Source organism: Roseiflexus castenholzii DSM 13941, assembly GCF_000017805.1.
GTDB classification, from domain to species: Bacteria; Chloroflexota; Chloroflexia; order Chloroflexales; family Roseiflexaceae; genus Roseiflexus; species Roseiflexus castenholzii.
The window spans coordinates 4,388,905-4,403,695 of record NC_009767.1 but is presented as its reverse complement, the minus strand read 5'-3'; the positions used below and the strand labels follow the sequence as shown (position 1 = coordinate 4,403,695).

Annotated in this window: 16 protein-coding genes; 11 read left to right on the top strand and 5 right to left on the bottom strand. The window is 61.8% G+C overall.

Annotated elements, in window-relative coordinates; translation table 11 throughout:
* Positions 1–29: 29 nt before the first annotated feature.
* From RCAS_RS17430 to RCAS_RS17420, 3 genes are read right to left on the bottom strand one after another with little or no spacing between them, the layout of a single operon-like run.
* Entirely contained in the window at positions 30–809 is a 780-nt protein-coding gene (locus RCAS_RS17430; RefSeq protein WP_012121848.1) for a Uma2 family endonuclease, read from the bottom strand.
* A 40-nt stretch (positions 810–849) separates the two neighbouring features.
* The gene (locus tag RCAS_RS17425; protein ID WP_012121847.1) at positions 850–1,587 is read right to left on the bottom strand and encodes a Uma2 family endonuclease; all 738 of its coding nucleotides are present in this window, start codon (positions 1,585–1,587) and stop codon (positions 850–852) included.
* Between the two features lie 40 nt (positions 1,588–1,627).
* Positions 1,628–2,407, bottom strand: a complete 780-nt coding sequence (locus RCAS_RS17420; protein ID WP_012121846.1) for a Uma2 family endonuclease — start codon at positions 2,405–2,407, stop codon at positions 1,628–1,630.
* Positions 2,408–2,567: 160 nt separating this feature from the next.
* Between RCAS_RS17420 and RCAS_RS17415 the strand changes: the two genes are divergently transcribed.
* From RCAS_RS17415 to rsmG, 7 genes are all read left to right on the top strand, one after another.
* Positions 2,568–3,557: an SPFH domain-containing protein gene (locus RCAS_RS17415; protein WP_012121845.1), complete on the top strand. Its 990-nt coding sequence runs from the start codon at positions 2,568–2,570 to the stop codon at positions 3,555–3,557.
* Positions 3,554–4,474 carry an SPFH domain-containing protein gene (locus RCAS_RS17410; RefSeq protein WP_012121844.1) on the top strand — a complete coding sequence of 307 codons (921 nt, stop codon included), beginning with the start codon at positions 3,554–3,556 and terminating at the stop codon, positions 4,472–4,474. The genes RCAS_RS17415 and RCAS_RS17410 overlap by 4 nt, the downstream gene beginning before the upstream one ends.
* Positions 4,475–4,704: 230 nt before the next feature.
* Entirely contained in the window at positions 4,705–5,268 is a 564-nt protein-coding gene (locus RCAS_RS17405; RefSeq protein WP_012121843.1) for a hypothetical protein, read from the top strand.
* Between the two features lie 18 nt (positions 5,269–5,286).
* A complete protein-coding gene (locus tag RCAS_RS17400) occupies positions 5,287–6,240 on the top strand; it encodes a hypothetical protein (protein ID WP_012121842.1) in 954 nt (317 codons plus the stop codon).
* A 2-nt stretch (positions 6,241–6,242) separates the two neighbouring features.
* Positions 6,243–6,497 carry a hypothetical protein gene (locus RCAS_RS17395; RefSeq protein WP_041331019.1) on the top strand — a complete coding sequence of 85 codons (255 nt, stop codon included), beginning with the start codon at positions 6,243–6,245 and terminating at the stop codon, positions 6,495–6,497.
* Complete coding sequence (gene nadD / locus RCAS_RS17390) at positions 6,494–7,093, top strand: nicotinate-nucleotide adenylyltransferase (RefSeq protein WP_012121840.1); 600 nt, start codon at positions 6,494–6,496, stop codon at positions 7,091–7,093. The genes RCAS_RS17395 and nadD overlap by 4 nt, the downstream gene beginning before the upstream one ends.
* Before the next feature lie 23 nt (positions 7,094–7,116).
* Positions 7,117–7,821, top strand: coding sequence for a 16S rRNA (guanine(527)-N(7))-methyltransferase RsmG (gene rsmG / locus RCAS_RS17385; RefSeq protein ID WP_012121839.1), 705 nt, complete (start codon positions 7,117–7,119; stop codon positions 7,819–7,821).
* 8 nt (positions 7,822–7,829) lie between these two features.
* Here rsmG and RCAS_RS17380 read toward each other — a convergent pair whose 3' ends face one another.
* Together RCAS_RS17380 and serC are read right to left on the bottom strand one after the other, a co-directional pair.
* Positions 7,830–9,947, bottom strand: coding sequence for an ADP-ribosylglycohydrolase family protein (locus RCAS_RS17380; protein ID WP_012121838.1), 2,118 nt, complete (start codon positions 9,945–9,947; stop codon positions 7,830–7,832).
* A gap of 14 nt (positions 9,948–9,961) precedes the next feature.
* Positions 9,962–11,047, bottom strand: a complete 1,086-nt coding sequence (gene serC / locus RCAS_RS17375) for a 3-phosphoserine/phosphohydroxythreonine transaminase (RefSeq protein WP_012121837.1) — start codon at positions 11,045–11,047, stop codon at positions 9,962–9,964.
* Between the two features lie 157 nt (positions 11,048–11,204).
* On the opposite strand from serC, the gene RCAS_RS25305 reads away from it, so the two are divergent.
* From RCAS_RS25305 to RCAS_RS17355, 4 genes are all read left to right on the top strand, one after another.
* Positions 11,205–11,345 (top strand): hypothetical protein, encoded by a 141-nt coding sequence (locus RCAS_RS25305; RefSeq protein WP_157042688.1) that lies wholly within the window; start codon positions 11,205–11,207, stop codon positions 11,343–11,345.
* Between the two features lie 103 nt (positions 11,346–11,448).
* Positions 11,449–12,459 (top strand): N-acetyl-gamma-glutamyl-phosphate reductase, encoded by a 1,011-nt coding sequence (gene argC, locus RCAS_RS17370; protein ID WP_012121836.1) that lies wholly within the window; start codon positions 11,449–11,451, stop codon positions 12,457–12,459.
* A 1,020-nt stretch (positions 12,460–13,479) separates the two neighbouring features.
* A complete protein-coding gene (gene argB, locus RCAS_RS17360) occupies positions 13,480–14,259 on the top strand; it encodes an acetylglutamate kinase (protein ID WP_012121835.1) in 780 nt (259 codons plus the stop codon).
* Positions 14,256–14,771 carry a GNAT family N-acetyltransferase gene (locus tag RCAS_RS17355; protein ID WP_012121834.1) on the top strand — a complete coding sequence of 172 codons (516 nt, stop codon included), beginning with the start codon at positions 14,256–14,258 and terminating at the stop codon, positions 14,769–14,771. Before argB ends, RCAS_RS17355 begins: the two co-directional genes overlap by 4 nt.
* Positions 14,772–14,791 lie beyond the last annotated feature (20 nt).

Genomic DNA, 14,791 nt, shown 5'->3' with positions numbered 1-14,791 from the left:
CTGCGCGCACGCCGCGCGATGTCACGGTCCTAAGCCGCACCGTTCGGGTCAATTCCGAGCGCGCGCAGCCGCTCCGCCAGCCGTGCGGCGCGCTCCTCAGCGGCGGCGCGCGCCTTGGCTTCCCGTTGCGCGCGTTCCTCGGCGGCGCGCGCACGCGCTTCCGCTTCTGCTCGCGCGCGCGCTTCGGCTGCGCGCGCCTCGGCTTCCTGGTGCGCACGCTCCTCGGCGGCGGCGCGCGCCTGCGCCAGTTCCTCAAAAGTCAGAAACGGTCGTCCGTCCGGGTAGAACAACCGGATGGCGCCATCCCGCACGGCGAAGCGCACCCCCAGCAGCGGGCTGACCCAGCCGTCGATGTCGTCGATGACCGTCAAGACGCCGTCCTGCCGCACCCAGCCGCTCACATCGCCGCGTTCGGGGTCGATCAGGTAATACTCCTGCACGCCGTAGCGGTTGTAGAACTCGAACTTGCGCGCCATTTCGCGCAGCGTATTGCCGGGCGAGAGGACCTCGAACACCGCCTGGGGCGGCTGATTCCCCTCTTCCCACTGCAAATAGGCGCCGCGGTCGCCCTTGGGGCGTCCGATGGCGACCAGCACGTCGGGAGCGCGGCGGATGTCGGGCCGCCCTTCGACGGGGTACCAGAGGAGATCGCCAGCCACGAAGACATCGGGACGGTCGGCGAACAGCGCCGCCAGGTTGCCCTGGAGCATGACAATCCAGCGAAACTGGAGCGTATTGTCGGCCATCGGCTGACCATCGCTTTCAGGATACACGATGGCGCGCGTCTGCTCCATCGTTGTCGCGCTCATAGCCCCTCCCCTTGCGCGCACGTCGCGCGATGTCACGGTCCTAAGCCGCACCGTTCGGGTCAATTCCGAGCGCGCGCAGCCGCTCCGCCAGCCGCGCGGCGCGCTCCTCGGCGGCGGCGCGCGCCTCGGCTTCCCGTTGCGCACGCTCCTCGGCTGCGCGCGCACGCGCTTCCGCTTCTGCTCGCGCGCGTGCTTCGGCGGCGCGCGCCTGCGCCAGTTCCTCAAAGGTCAGAAACGGTCGTCCGTCCGGGTAGAACAACCGGATGGCGCCATCCCGCACGGCGAAGCGCACCCCCAGCAGCGGGCTGACCCAGCCGTCGATGTCGTCGATGACCGTCAAGACGCCGTCCTGCCGCACCCAGCCGCTCACATCGCCGCGTTCGGGGTCGATCAGGTAATACTCCTGCACGCCGTAGCGGTTGTAGAACTCGAACTTGCGCGCCATTTCGCGCAGCGTATTGCCGGGCGAGAGGACCTCGAACACCGCCTGGGGCGGCTGATTCCCCTCTTCCCACTGCAAATAGGCGCCGCGGTCGCCCTTGGGGCGTCCGATGGCGACCAGCACGTCGGGAGCGCGGCGGATGTCGGGTCGCCCTTCGACGGGGTACCAGAGGAGATCGCCAGCCACGAAGACATCGGGACGGTCGGCGAACAGCGCCGCCAGGTTGCCCTGGAGCATGACAATCCAGCGAAACTGGAGCGTATTGTCGGCCATCGGCTGACCATCGCTTTCAGGATACACGATGGCGCGCGTGTGCTCCATCGTTGTTGCGCTCATAGCCCCTCCCTCTGCGCGCACGTCGCGCGATGTCACGGTCCTAAGCCGCACCGTTCGGGTCAATTCCGAGCGCGCGCAGCCGCTCCGCCAGCCGCGCGGCGCGCTCCTCGGCGGCGGCGCGCGCAGCGGCTTCCCGTTGTGCGCGCTCCTCGGCGGCGGCGCGCGCCTCGGCTTCCTGGTGCGCGCGCTCCTCGGCGGCGCGCGCACGCGCTTCCGCTTCTGCTCGCGCGCGCGCTTCGGCAGCGCGCGCCTGCGCCAGTTCCTCAAAGGTCAGAAACGGTCGTCCGTCCGGGTAGAACAACTGGATGGCGCCATCCCGCACGGTGAAGCGCACCCCCAGCAGCGGGCTGACCCAGCCGTCGATGTCGTCGATGACCGTCAAGACGCCGTCCTGCCGCACCCAGCCGCTCACATCGCCGCGTTCGGGGTCGATCAGGTAATACTCCTGCACGCCGTAGCGGTTGTAGAACTCGAACTTGCGCGCCATTTCGCGCAGCGTATTGCCGGGCGAGAGGACCTCGAACACCGCCTGGGGCGGCTGATTCCCCTCTTCCCACTGCAAATAGGCGCCGCGGTCGCCCTTGGGGCGTCCGATGGCGACCAGCACGTCGGGAGCGCGGCGGATGTCGGGCCGCCCTTCGACGGGGTACCAGAGGAGATCGCCAGCCACGAAGACATCGGGACGGTCGGCGAACAGCGCCGCCAGGTTGCCCTGGAGCATGACAATCCAGCGAAACTGGAGCGTATTGTCGGCCATCGGCTGACCATCACTTTCGGGATACACGATGGCGCGCGGTGTTTCGGTCGTTGCCACACTCATCGACGCCTCCATTCCTTTGAATAATGCCGTATTTTCGATCTGCATGCTACCACACTCTTCGCAATTGGTGTACCATATCCTGTGCAACACGGCAGCGGCGCGGCGCGTAGATCGGAGCGAATGACGCACAGGCGTCATCGCCTTCACAAAAGGAGGACATATGTCAGTTCTGGCAGGAATCATCTTCGGGTTCATCGTGTGGTTTCTGATGCGTTACCTCGTTGCCGGAATCTACACCGTCGATCAGAACGAGCGCGCAGTGAAGACGATCTTCGGACGCGCCGAACGCCTGACCGACGCCACGCTTGATGACCCCTACACCGAGTACCTCCGACCGGAAGAGCGTGAGCGGTATCGCTATCCCCAAGTCGTCGTCATTCCTCCAGGCGGACCGTACTTCAAGTGGCCCTGGGAGCGCATTTACAAAGTCTCGGTTGCGACCCAGACCGTGAACATGGCGCTTGACCTGGAAAATCCGATGGCGAACCAGGGCGGCACCAAACTCGAAGCCGTCACCAAGGACCAGCTCAACATTGCGCTGGAGGGGCAGATCCGCTACCGCGTGTACGAACGGAACCTGTACGCCTATCTGTGGGGTGTCAAGAATCCGATCGTTCATGTCATGGGCTACTTCATTTCTATTCTGCGTGAACGGATCGCCAACTTCGAGGCGCCGCAACGCGCAATGACGATGGACACAGCGCCTATGAACGGCAATGTCGTGGCCAGCGTATCGATCAACGACCTGCGCAAAAACCTGCGCGATCTGAACGAACTGATGGACCGCGAGTGCCTTTCGGCGGCGGCGCGCTACGGCATTCAGTTCGACGCCTCACTGATCACCAGCATCGACGCGCCGCCAGAAGTCGAGTCGGCACTGGCCGCCGTCAACACTGCGCACAATCAGGTTTCGTCGGACATCAGCCGGGCGCAAGCGGAAGCGGATCAGAAGATCGTGCAATCGAAGCGCGCCGTTGAGATCGAAACCCTGAAGGCGCAGGCGGAAGTCGAGCCGCTCATGGCGCTCGCCAGGCAGTTGAGCGATCTAAAGCGCATTGGCGGTCCTGAAGCATTGCGGGCATACCTGCGGAACGTTCGTCTGAAGTTGTACAACCAGGCTGAGCGCGTAATTCTGGAGGAACAGATATGATCGAGTTCGCCACTGCCGCCTTTGTGACGTTTATCGTCTGCCTGATCGCCGTACCGACCTTTCTGGGGCTTTTGCGCGCCTTCGGCTGGTACGCCATTGTGGAAGAGGGCACATGCCACGTGTACGTGCTGTTCGGCAATGTCGTCGGCGTTCTGCGCGAGCCGGGTCTCTATTTCCTGCCGATCAATCTGGGTCTTGCCGCGTTCCTTGTGAACTGGCTCGGACGGCGCTATGTCATTGATATGCGGCTCGACCAGAAATACCTGCGCAGCCAGCCGGTGAACTCTGAAGAAGGAGCGCCGATGGGGGTGGGTATCTGGTATGAGTACAAGATCAACGACCCCATTGCCTACCTGTTCAAGAACGCCGACCCTGATGGTTCACTGGCGGCGAACGTGAGTAATGCCGTGGTGCGCACGCTCAGCAACCTGCCGCTTGCTGAGATGCTGGAAAATCGCCACGCGATGAGCCGCACTGTGCGCGATGAGGTCTCGCCGAAATCAGCGGAGTGGGGCTACCAGTTGGGTTCAGTGTACATCCGCAAAGTCCACTTCCGCGACATCGGCATGATTCAACAGATCGAAGAGAAAGTCGTCAACCGGCTGCGTCAGGTGACTGCGGCTATCAAGCAGGATGGCGCTAACCAGGTCAATATCATCACCAGCACCGCCGAACGCCAGGCAGCCATTGAGTTCGCCAAGGCGCAGGCGATCCGTCCGCAGATCGTCGGAACGGCCCTCAACCAGATCGCAGCCGATCCAGATGTAGCCTCGGCGCTGTTCGAAATCCTCGAATTGCAAAATATCACCGAAGGGCGTGCGTCCGTCACGCTGATCCCGCCAGCGCGACCGCTGCTCCAGCAGATGATGGCAGCAACGCCCGCCGGAAACAGTCAGCCAGGTCGGCAGATACGATGACGAAAGCGGCATGCACAGTGTCAATAGCACACCAGTGCTATTCGGTATTGTGATGCTGTAGCCGCAAAAAAACACTTGACAGTCATTCGTCTAAGGTTTACAATAGGTAAAGTCCGTGTCCTGTTATGGCGCGGACTTGACTGATTTATTTGTTCAGACTATAATACGCGAACACATGTTCGCTCTTCAATAGAGTGACACAGCGCATCGTGTGGTTTGTATGTGTTCTTATGGCGCTTGCAGGATGTGGACAGCCGCTGCAACTCGATGCTGTGCAACGAACACGCACTCCGCTTGTCGCACAATCCGCTGTGTCAACAGGAATGCCTGATCGAACGGCATCGACGTCGGCGCCGACTCGTGTGACTCAGACGGCGGCTCAGGAACGCTCACCAACGGCAGCGCCTGCCACGCGTACGCCAACGGTTCAGATCATTCCGTCGACGCCGATGCCGCAAACGAGCGATGCGCGGTGGCGCGCTCAGCAGATCGATCGGGAAGTGCTTGATCCACCGCAGGTCTATCGGGTTGTCCGTCGCACACCGTTGTTCTGGTTCGATCCTATGACAGGTCAGACGCTCGAAATCGGCACCGTCCTTGGCAACATTCCGGTTCAGGCGCGGTTTCGCCTGCGCGCCACCGGTGAGGTGGCGCTTGAAGTGCCATACCGTATCAATAACGACTTCGGGCTGACGGCAATATCCGAGGCAGTGCGTTCGCGCATGGAAGCCGCCGGTTATACCGTCAGCGTCGAAGCCTTTGTATTGGAGTCCGACGCCATTCAGGCGCCATAACGTCGTCGGAGACAGTCTGTGAGTAGCAATTACCTCAACATGATCCGTGGGCAACGCCGTCGTGCGAGCGGCTTTCAGATCACTGCCCGTACCCTGCTGGCGATCCTGGCGTTCGTGGCGATGGCCGGCTCCGCCGCGTACTGGTGGGGGGTGCAATCGCAACTGACCGACAACCGCATCGTCGCCGTCGCGTTCACCGCCATCCTGGTGCTCGCGCCGCCAAGCCTCGTCTCGTTCCTTATCCCCTGGTCGCCCGCCGGTATGCTGCTCCAGAAGGTCAATGCGCGCACGTGGGCGTTCCCGGTCATCATCGGCTGCGCGCTCTACCTCCTCTACTACGCCTTTCAGTTGCAGTGGGCGTGGTGGGCGGCGCAACCGGTGGTCGCCGAGACCAATCTGGTCTATCAGCAGGTGCTGATCGGGATGATCGGCTTCATCATCATCCCGGCGCTCTTGTGGACGCCGGTGTCGTCGGACGAACTGGCGGAGCAGGTGCGGCAGGCGCATCTGGTGAAGCGCTATGAGTTGCAGACGCAGGCGGACATTGCGATTCTGCGGGCGACGCTGCTGCGGGCGCAGGAGAAGGCGCTGATCGGGTTCGCCAATCTGACGGTGCAGGAGCGCGAGGAGTTGGCGGCGGTGATGCAGTCGCTGGTGAGCGGGATCGACCGCACGCTGAAGGAGATCGGGCAGACGGTGAAGACCGTCTCCGGCGTGGCGTTGCCGTTCGACAGTATGCTTGACGATAACGAGGATATTCGGGATGTCCTTGAGTACATCGGCGATACGCTGGTCAATACGTCGATGAACGAAGAGGCAGGAACGGGACCTGAGCAGGCGGCGATCCAGGCAGCGCGTGAGGAGCGAGAGTCGCGCAGTCGCGCACCGCACACCGATCCGCGTGAAGCCGGTTATTATCAGAGCCGCCTTCGCACCCGACGCCTCCAACGCGATGATGAAGATGATGCGTGAGTATGATGCGGCAGCGTACCGACTCTCATGGAACTCTCTCGGAACAGGCATTGTATGAGTATGCCGATCTCCTGGCGCTGCGGCTCTACCAGGATCTTGGACGGCGCTGCTATCTGTTGAGCCGCCAGGATATTATCGAGCTTATCCACCCCTATACGGACACCCTCGACCGCCGCGATCGGCGGGCACTCTCCTGGTTGGTGTGGAATCTGCTCCAGGAAGGCGCTGAGATCGAATACGAGATTGACCAGGCATGACCAGTGGGCGCACCGGTATTCTTGGCGGCTCGTTTGATCCGATCCACTACGGGCACCTGGCGATTGCCGAGGAGGTGCGCGTTCTCCTTCGGTTGAACCGTGTGTTGATCATTCCTGCGCGGGAGCAGCCGCTGAAGCCGGGTGGGAGTGTGGCATCGCCGGCGCATCGCCTCGCCATGGCGCGCCTGGCATGCGCCGATAATCCATTCTTTGAAGTCTCTCGCATCGAGATCGATCGCCCCGATCCGTCGTATACATCTGTTACTCTGCAACTCCTCCACGAACAGGGACTCAATGATCTCTATCTGATTCTTGGGATAGACTCAGTGGCGGACCTGCCACGCTGGCGCGAGGTTCGACGCATCCTGGAGCTGGCGCATATCGTCGGTGTTGCTCGCCCCGGTGCTGCGGTCGATCTGTCGCACCTGTCACAGGTTCTTCCACAGTTGCCAGCACGCCTGATTGAGATCGATGGCCCGCGCCTCGATATTTCCAGCACCGATCTACGCCAGCGTGTCGCGCAGGGTAGACCCATCCGTTACCAGACGCCGGACGCCGTGGTTGCCTATATTGAGGCGAATGGATTGTACCGGTGATCTTCGTACCGGTTAGCCATAGTATGGACGAACTCTTGCGGATTGCGACATCCTGGGGTTTGCGCCTCGATCAGCGCCAGATCGAACAATTCGCGCGCTATAGCGCCGAACTCCGCGCCTGGAATATGCGCGTCAATCTGACATCGATCACCGACGAGCGCGAGATTGTCACCCGCCATTTCCTCGACTCGCTGCGCTGCGCGCTGAGTTGGGGCGATACGCCGTCTCGCCTGATAGATATCGGTAGCGGGGCGGGGTTTCCGGGGTTGCCGCTGAAGATACTGCACCCCGAATTGCACGTCACCCTTGTGGAAAGCGTCGGCAAGAAAGCCGCATTCCTTCAGCATATCGTGGCTGTGCTCGATCTGCGGGATGTGACCGTGGTGACCGCTCGCGCCGAGGTTGTGGGACGCGACCCACAGCACCGCGAACAGTACGATGTCGTCACTGCGCGCGCCGTGGCGGAACTGGCGACACTCGTGGAATACGGTCTGCCGCTCTGTCGCATTGGCGGACGGTTTCTGGCGCCAAAGGGAAGCGCCATCGATGACGAGGTTGTACGCGCGCGCATCGCTATTGCCCGGCTTGGCGGTCAGGTGATCGGCGTCGAGCCGGTGGAGATACCCGGTGTCGAACTGCGGACGCTGGTGGTCATTGTCAAAGTCGCCCCTACGCCTGCCGCCTACCCGCGTGCCGTTGGCATTCCTGCGAAACGACCTATTCTATGACCGTCGCCTTACCCGACGCGCACTGTGACCTGATCGGCGCTGAGATGCCCTTCGGTCAGCACCAGGGCAATGCCGCCGCCGTCCAGCAGATCGTCCTGGGCAGCAATGGTGGCGCTGGCGCCATCGGGCGCATAGACGACGCCGATCAGATCGCGCCCAACTACGCAGAGGTCGAAGATGTATGGCTGCTCGTATGCCCAGGCGAAGGACGCTTCGGCAAGCAACGTCGCGCTGTGGCATACTCGCACCAACTGCACCACGCTGTTGCGCTGCGCTGTGCGTGTCAGCAGAAGCGCATAGTAGCGGCGCATACCCTGCACGCGCGCTCCCAAGCCAAACGCTTCCGCCAGGTGCGGCGTCACGACGGCGCACACACGGTAGTCGCGCCACTCGCGCGTTCCCTGGATCAGCAGTCCTGTGCCCTCGTTCTGGATCAGGCGATAGGGTTCGTTCGCCCCTTGCTCATATGCGCTGACTCCGTTCACCCAGGCGCGCCGCCACATACTGCCGCCTGCCGGTCTACCGAAGGTCGCTTCTGGCGTGCCTTCCCAGGTCAGATAATCGAGGTACACTGTTCCGTGCCCGCGTCCGCGCAGTTCGACGCCGACCGCTGCGATCGGTTGACCGCCGGTATCCGGCACGCGCCAGGCAAAGACGTGTTCCGATCCCGGCGCCAATGTCGTCGCGTCGCCATACTTCCGAACGATGGCATCGCAGGAGTCGTACACCAGCAGGTAAAGGCGGCACTGTACCGGCGTGGGATTTGATCGATCAGCGCATACGCGCGCGCTGAGGTTCTGTCCAGGGTAGAGAGTTGGGGAGGCAAGCATGGCATAGCCAGGCATACGCAGTGTTTCGGGCAACAGAAACGTCGCCGTCGCCGCGCGCGCCGCGCGCCCTAACGCCAGATGGCGATAACGCAACGCCAGACACCGATCCCCGCAGACGCTCTGCCCGGTGACGTTTTCGAGCGAAAGCGTTTCTCTGGAGTCGGCGCTGTCGTCAACGATGAAACCCTGGACGCTCCCCGGCAACGCAAAGTGGAAGCGTGCGCCATGCTTGGGCGCAAGCGGGGTCTCGCCTGCCAGATCCCTGCCGATATTGACCACGGCAAACGTCTCGCGCACCGCGTCGGTGACGGCTCGACCGCCATCGGCAGTCGGCAGGTATAGCCGATCTGCAATCGGACCGCGCCAGTCGGGACCGGCGTCGATGCCGGCCAAACCGTTCTTGATCCCCAGCAGGCAGCCGACATTCCCCGCGTTACAGTCGGTATCCCACCCGGCAGTCGCAGTGATCATGAGCGATTTCTGGAAGTCATCCTCGCCATAGAGCAACCCCAGCATGATCAGCGCGTGATTGGGGACGATATGACAATTGCCGGGATAGCGATCATAGCCATACTGCGCCGCAATCTGCTCACGCGCGACGCGCCAGTCCGGGAAGCGAGCGCGCCACTCGCGCAGGTTGGCGATCAGGCGAAAGATGATCGAGTCGTGTGGAATGAACCTGACAGCGGTATCGATCAGGACGTGCAGATCGCGCTCGACGAACGCCAGCGACTCCATTGCTGCAATCACCTGCGCACCGTAGATCGCCTCGCCGTCGTGACTGACCGACGCGGCGCGCCGCGCCAGATCGGCAGCCAGTTCCGGGTCGCCGGGTGCAACCATCGCCCAACCGTCGATGAAAATCTGCGCCCCAATCTGTTCGGCGATCACCCGCCCATTCAGCGCCGCCGATCCGCTGTGGGGCGCAGCAATCCCATGCTTCAAACGGAGAAACGCGGTATGTTCCGTCGAGCGCCCCATGCCACCCCACCAGAGAATGGCGCGGTTCTCGATAATATAGTTCAGCCAGGTCTCTCCGATCTGCGTTGGGGAAAGTTCGCGCGTGTTTCCATAGTCCGGCAGCGCCCGCAGGAACGTAAACGTGCCGGAAAGATCATCATCGGTCACAACCAACGGCACACCACACTGCTCATGAACATAGTACCAGACCTCCCCCAACTCCGCCATTATCCGGTCATACGTCCAACCCTCGAACGGACGCCCCAGATAGACGCCAATGATCTTCCCCAGCACACCAGCATAGACACGCTCAACATAATCGGCAGGGAGCGGCATGGCGCAATCCTTCTCTAGCCATTCCGGCGCATGAAATCGGTCATGAACGCCGCCAGTGCATCGCACCCGTCTTGTCCCATGGCGTTGTAGATCGACGCGCGAATACCGCCGACCGATCGGTGCCCTGCCAGCCCCGCCATGCCTTGCGCGGTCGCTTCGGCGACGAACCGCTTCTCCAGCGTCTCGTCCGGCAGGCGGAAGGTGACATTCATCAGCGAGCGATGCTCCGGCGCGGCATACCCGCGATAAAATCCGCTGCTCTCGTCGATCACCCGGTAGAGCGTCGCCGCTTTGCGCCGATTGCGCTCTGCAATAGCGGCGAGTCCGCCCTGTTCGTCGATCCATGCGAGCACCAGGTTCACCATGTAGACCGCGAACACCGGCGGCGTGTTGTAGAGCGAGCGGTTTTTCGCGTGCGTAGCATAGCGCAGCATCACCGGCAGGTTCGACGACGCGCGGCGGAGAAAGTCGTCACGAATCACCACAATCGTCACCCCGGCGGGACCCAGGTTCTTCTGGGCGCCGGCATAGATCAGCGCGAAGCGCTGCGTCTCGAGGGGGCGCGAAAGGATGTCGCTGCTCATATCGGCGACCAGCGGCGTGTCTCCGACAGCGGGCCAGGTGTGCCACTGCACGCCCTGGATCGTCTCATTACTGGTGATGTGGACATACGCGGCATGCGGGTCGAGCACAAGATCCGCCTGTAACGGTATGTTGCGGTAGCCTGTTTCGGCAGTGCTGGCAGCCACCCGTGCCTGACCGACGCGCCCTGCTTCTTCAAATGCCTTTTCCGCCCAAGCGCCGGTGAGGATGTAATCTGCCGACGCGCCCGGTGGCAAAAAATTGAGCGGCAGCATAGCGAACTGCATACTGGCGCCGCCCTGCAAGAAGAGCACATGATACTCCTCGCCGACGCCAAGCAGACGTTTGAGGCGTTCCGCTGCTTCAGTGTTGATCGCCTCATACTCCGGCGAACGGTGACTCATCTCGAGAATGGACATCCCGCGACCCTGGTAATCGCGCAATTCACGCTGCGCACGTTCCAACACGGGTGCAGGGAGGATCGCCGGACCGGCGTTGAAATTGTAGATGGCGCTCATGGGGTGCCTCCTGATGGTTTAAGAACGGACACAGTGTAGCATACTGATTCAGAACCACTGACAGGTTCGCATAAGCAGATGAGGGCGCCCGCCCAATGGGAAACCATCGGGCTGAACGAACAAAGGGCGCGCCCGCGCCCGCGCGGCGGCGCCCCGAATGCCCGGCGCCAATGTGTTTGGCGACTTGACAACCGGCATAATCGGCGCTATGATTACCTTCACTATGAGTCAGGCGCACAACAATCTGTGCACACTGCGTCGCTTCCGTCGTCCGGGTCGCACCGGTCTGGAGGGTTAGCCGCGCGTGCGCAGCACGAGTGTATCGGGCAAGAAAAGCGTCAACGTGATGATACACCCTTCGGACACAGAAATGGTCCGAAGGGCTTTTCTTTGGAGGGTGTATGATCCGCGTCGGTATTTTTGGCGCAACCGGTTATGCCGGGTATGAACTGCTCCGCTGGCTGCGGCGTCACCCGGAAGTGCGCGTCGTCTTCGCCGCTTCCGAGTCGTCGGCTGGAGCATCGCTCGCCGATGTCATTCCCGGTCCGCTCGATACACCACTGATTGCGCCCGACGAAGCGCCGCTCGGCGATGTCGATCTGGTCTTTCTGGCGTTGCCGCACGGCGCTGCGGGAAAGATGGCGCGGCGCGCACGCGCGGCTGGCGTGCGTGTGATCGATTTCTCCGCCGATTTTCGACTGGCCACGCCCGAATCTTACCGGCGCTGGTATGGGCACGATCATCCCGCGCCCGAATTGCTGCCGGCGCCCTACGGTTTGCCGGAACTCAACCGCGCGGCGCTGCGCGGCGCGATGCTGATCGCTAATCCTGGCTGTTATCCGACCGGTATGCTGCTCGGTGTTGCGCCGCTTCTCATGGCCGGCGCGTTGACCGACCCGCTGATCATCGTCGATGCCAAGTCGGGAGTGTCGGGGGCAGGGCGCGCGCCGAAGCAGAATACGCACTTCGTCGAAGTGAACGAGAATCTTGCGCCGTACAGTATCGGGCAGGTTCACCGTCATGTTGGCGAGATGCGCCAGGAAGCGCAGCGGATCGCGCGCGGCGTGGCGCCGGAGATCGTGTTCACGCCGCAGTTGCTGCCGGTGAGCCGCGGTATCCTGAGCACGATCTACCTGCGCATACCGGACGACTGGAGTGAGGATCGGGTGCGCGCGCTGTACCGTGAGCAGTATGCTGACGAACCATTCGTGCGGGTGCTGTCGGCGGGCGCGCTGGCGACTCTGGGGCACACAACAGACACGAATGTCTGCGCTATCTCGCTGACCCTGGCGCGACCGGGGTTGCTCATCGTTGTCTCCAGTGAAGACAATATGGTCAAAGGCGCTGCTGGTCAGGCGATCCAGAACATGAACCTGATGTTTGGGCTGGATGAGACAACCGGATTGGTGTAGGGGCGAGGGTCGAGGCGCGAGGCGCGAGGCGCGAGGTGATGAGAGGCGCGGGGCGCGAGGCGCAAGGAGCCCGACAATGGCGTCGCGCGAGATTTATCTCGCATTTGTGGAGAGGCGCGAGGTGAGAGGGGTGAGGAGCCCGACAATGGCGTAGCGCGAGATTTATCTCGCATTTGTGGGGAGGTGAGAGGTGCGAGGTGAGAGGTGCGAGGTGAGAGGTGAGAGGGACCCGACAATGGCGTAGCGCGAGATTTATCTCGCATTTGTGGAGAGGTGCGAGGTGAGAGGTGAGAGGAGCCCGACAATGGCGTAGCGCGAGATTTATCTCGCATTTGTGGGGAGGTGAGAGGAGCCCGACAATGGCGTAGCGCGAGATTTATCTCGCATTTGTGGGGAGGTGAGAGGTGAGAGGGGTGAGGAGCCCGACAATGGCGTAGCGCGAGATTTATCTCGCATTTGTGGAGAGGCGCGAGGCGCAAGGGACCCGACAATGGCGTCGCGCGAGATTTATCTCGCATTTATGGAGAGGCGCGAGGCGCAAGGGACCCGACAATGGCGTCGCGCGAGATTTATCTCGCATTTGTGGAGAGGCGAGAGGCAAGAGGTGAGAGGGGCCCGACAATGGCGTCGCGCGAGATTTATCTCGCATTTGTGGAGAGGCGAGAGGCAAGAGGTGAGAGGGGCCCGACAATGGCGTCGCGCGAGATTTATCTCGCATTTGTGGAGAGGCGAGAGGCAAGAGGTGAGAGGGGAGCGTTGAAAGCGCAACGATCCACCTGCGCGGGCTGCACCGGGCGATACCGGATGATGTGCTCAAAAACCATTGCTATAAAAAGGCTTAACCACCAAGGACGCGAAGCGCACGAAGGTAAAATAAAAAAATGAAGTGCATTTCCTTTGTGTCCCTTTGTGACCTTCGTGGTTACCGCTTGTTGCAGTGAAGTCATATATTGTACAAATGACCGCGCATTAGTATCAGTTCTCAGTTCTCGGTTCTCAGTTCTCAAGGGGGGAGAGGAGATGACAGACCCAGTGAGCCGCCAACCAACGCTGGTGATCAAAGTTGGCGGCAATGAACTCGACGACGCAACATTTGTGAAAGAATTGGCGCGTATCGTGGCAGCGATGCGCCCGATCCCTACCCTGGTACACGGTGGCGGCAAGGAAATTGGCGTACTCCAGGAAACGCTTGGCAGCGCGCCACGGTTCGTCGGTGGTCTGCGGTACACTGATGCGACCGCGCTGACCGCTGCGGAAATGGTGTTGTGTGGCAGCGTCAGCACGCGCCTGGTTGCGGCGCTTATCGTTGCTGGCGCGGATGCGCTCGGCATCTCTGGCGTTGATCGCGGGCTGATCCGGGTTGTCAAACAGGAGCACCCGGCAGGCGATCTGGGGCGTGTCGGACGCCCGACCGCCGTGCGTAGCGAGGTACTGCATGAGTTGCTCAATCACGACGTCATTCCGGTGATTGCGCCGATTGCGCTTGGATTCGATGGACCATACAATGTAAACGCTGATGAAGCGGCAGGCGCCATCGCAGCGGCGCTCGGCGCCGATGAAGTCGTGTTTGTCACCAATGTGCCGGGGGTGCTGGTGAACGGTGATGTGATGCCTCGGTTGACCCGTCATGAGATCGAACACCTGATCGCCGATGGGACGATCAGCGGCGGAATGATCCCCAAAGTGCGCGCGGCGCTCACGGCGCTCGACGCTGGTGTGCGCGCTGCGCGTATTACCAATCTGGAAGGCATGCTCGAACACGGAACCATAATCATTGCAGAAGGGGAAGTACACGAATGACCGTACACGTCCGCGAGTCGCAGGTTTTTGTCGTGCCGCCGCGCGCGCCGGACATCATCGTGCGCCGCGCCGAAGAGGACGATGTCGAATCGATTGTCGCCATTGTCGCCGAAAATGCTCGTCAGGGTCATCTGCTGCCGCGTAGCGCCGACAATATCCGCGCCACGTTGTCGTCGTGGCTGGTCGCGGAAGTGGACGGCAGCGTTGCAGGCATTGGCTCGCTCGTTCAGATGAGCCCGACGCTGGTCGAAGTGCGTTCGCTGGCGGTTTTACCCGAGTATCGCGGGCTGCGCGTCGGGCAGGCGATTGTGCGCGGATTGGTGGACGAAGCGCGTCGTCGTGGGTTTCCGACGGTGTTCGCACTGACGCGTGCTGTTCCCTTCTTTGAGAAACTGGGTTTTCGCGTTACCGCAAAAGAGGATTTTCCTGAGAAGGTCTGGCGCGATTGTGTTATGTGTCCGCTCCAGCATGCGTGTGATGAGACGGCAGTTGTAATCGAGTTCGAGCGGTAGAGATGTGGCGCCGCAATGTC